Consider the following 2,149-nt stretch of genomic DNA (forward strand, 5'->3'; position numbering starts at 1 on the left):
CACCAATCCGACCAACCCCACGGATCCCACCAACCCGACCAACCCCACCAATCCCACGGACCCGACGAACCCGACCAATCCCACGGACCCCACCAATCCGACGGATCCCACGGACGGCCACGGCCTGATCACCTCCGTGCAGGACGTGGTGGGTGCGCTGTCCGGTGGCACGGTCGCCGGCCCGGTGGGCAACCTGATCGATACGCTGGTCAATCCCGGCAGCGGCACGCTGTCCGGGGTGACAGGCCTGCTGGAGAGCCTGACCAGCACCAATGGCGGGCCGCTGGGCGTGCTCACCGAGCTGGTGGACGGCCTGGTCAACATCCAGAACCAGGGCCTGGAGCCCCTGATCAGCACGCTCAATGAGCTGCTCAAGGGCCTGGATGAAGCGGGCTCCGGCGGCTCCATAGGCACGGTAGTGGACAACGTGCTCGGCGGCCTGCTCGACGAAGACGGTGCGCTGGGCGGCCTGCTCGCCGGCGTGGGTGGCCTGCTGGGCGGCCTGGTGGGCGGCGGAACGGGCAACCCGCCCGGCACGCCTGACAGCGGGGTGGTCACGTCCGTGCAGGACGTCGTGGACGGCCTGCTGGGCGGCACGGTGGCAGCGCCTGTGGGCCAATTGCTGGATGCCCTGGCCAACCCCACGGACGGACTGCTGTCCACCGTGACCGGCGCGCTGGAGAACCTGACCAATGTCGAGGGCGGCCCCCTGGGTGTGCTGACCGAACTGGTCAACGGCCTCACCCAGGTGGACGGCGAAGGCCTGGCCCCGGTGATCGGCACGCTCAACGAGCTGATTGCCGGCCTGGGCAACGGCCTGGGCGAAGATGGGCTCGGCGGACTGGTCGGCAGCCTGCTGGGTGGATTGGTGCCCGGCGGCGGCACGGGTGGCGGCACGGGAGAAGGCCTGGTCACCACGGTCCAGGACGTGGTGGACGGCCTGCTCGGCGGCACCGTCGCAGCCCCTGTGGGCCAACTGCTGGACGCGCTGGCCAATCCCACCGATGGAACGGCCTCGGTCGTCACCGGCCTGCTGGAAGGCCTGACCAGCGTGGACGGCGGCCCCCTGGGCGTGCTGACCGAACTGGTCAACGGCCTGACCCAGGTGGACGGCCAGGCCCTGCAGCCGGTGATCGGCACCCTCAACGGCCTGATTGCCGGCGTGGGCAGCGGCCTGGGTGAAGGCGGCATCGGTGAACTGGTCGACGGCCTGCTGGGCGGCCTGATCCCGGGCGGCACGGGAGGCGGCAGCGGTGACGGCTTGGTCACCACGGTCCAGGACGTGGTGGACGGCCTGCTCGGCGGCACCGTCGCAGCCCCTGTGGGCCAACTGCTGGACGCGCTGGCCAATCCCACCGATGGAACGGCCTCGGTCGTCACCGGCCTGCTGGAAGGCCTGACCAGCGTGGACGGCGGCCCCCTGGGCGTGCTGACCGAGCTGGTCAACGGCCTGACCCAGGTCGATGGCCAGGCACTGCAGCCCGTGATCGGAACCCTCAACGGGCTGATTGCCGGCCTGGGCAGCGGCCTGGGTGAAGGCGGCATCGGCGAGCTGGTCAGCGGCCTGCTGGGCGGTGACAGTGGCCTGCTGGGCGGCGTCCTTGGCGACGATGGCCTGGTCGGCGGCTTGCTGGGCGGTGACGGTGGCCTGCTGGGTGGCGTCCTTGGCGACGACGGCCTGGTCGGCGGCCTGCTCGGCGGTGACGGCGGCCTGCTGGGTGGCGTGCTCGGCGAGGACGGCCTGGTCGGCGGACTGCTGGGCGGCCTGGTTCCGGGCGGCGGCACAGGCAGCGGCGACGGCCTTGTCACCACGGTGCAGAACACCGTTGGCGACCTGCTCGGTGGCACGGCCGGAGCGCCTGTGGGCCAGGTACTGGATGCGCTGATCGACCCCGGCACCGGCGCACTGTCCGTGGTCACGGGTCTGGTGGAAGGCGTGACCCAGGTCAACGGCGGTCCGCTGGGTGTGGTGACGGACCTGGCCAACGGTCTCACGCAGGTCCCGGGCCAGGCGCTGCAGCCGGTGATCGGCACCGTCAACGGCGTGCTGGCCGGCCTGACCGGCGGCGATGGCCTGCTGGGTGGTGTGGTCGGCGGTGACGGCGGCCTGCTGGGTGGCGTGCTCGGCGACGACGGCCTGGTCACGCGG

At 71.8% G+C, this 2,149-nt stretch carries 1 pseudogene; it reads left to right on the forward strand.

The window, feature by feature from the left end:
* Positions 1-2,149 (forward strand): annotated as a pseudogene (locus L995_RS33655) (hypothetical protein); the annotation flags it as partial.

The organism is Delftia sp. ZNC0008 (assembly GCF_000799035.1).
GTDB classification, from domain to species: domain Bacteria; phylum Pseudomonadota; class Gammaproteobacteria; order Burkholderiales; family Burkholderiaceae_C; genus Comamonas; species Comamonas tsuruhatensis.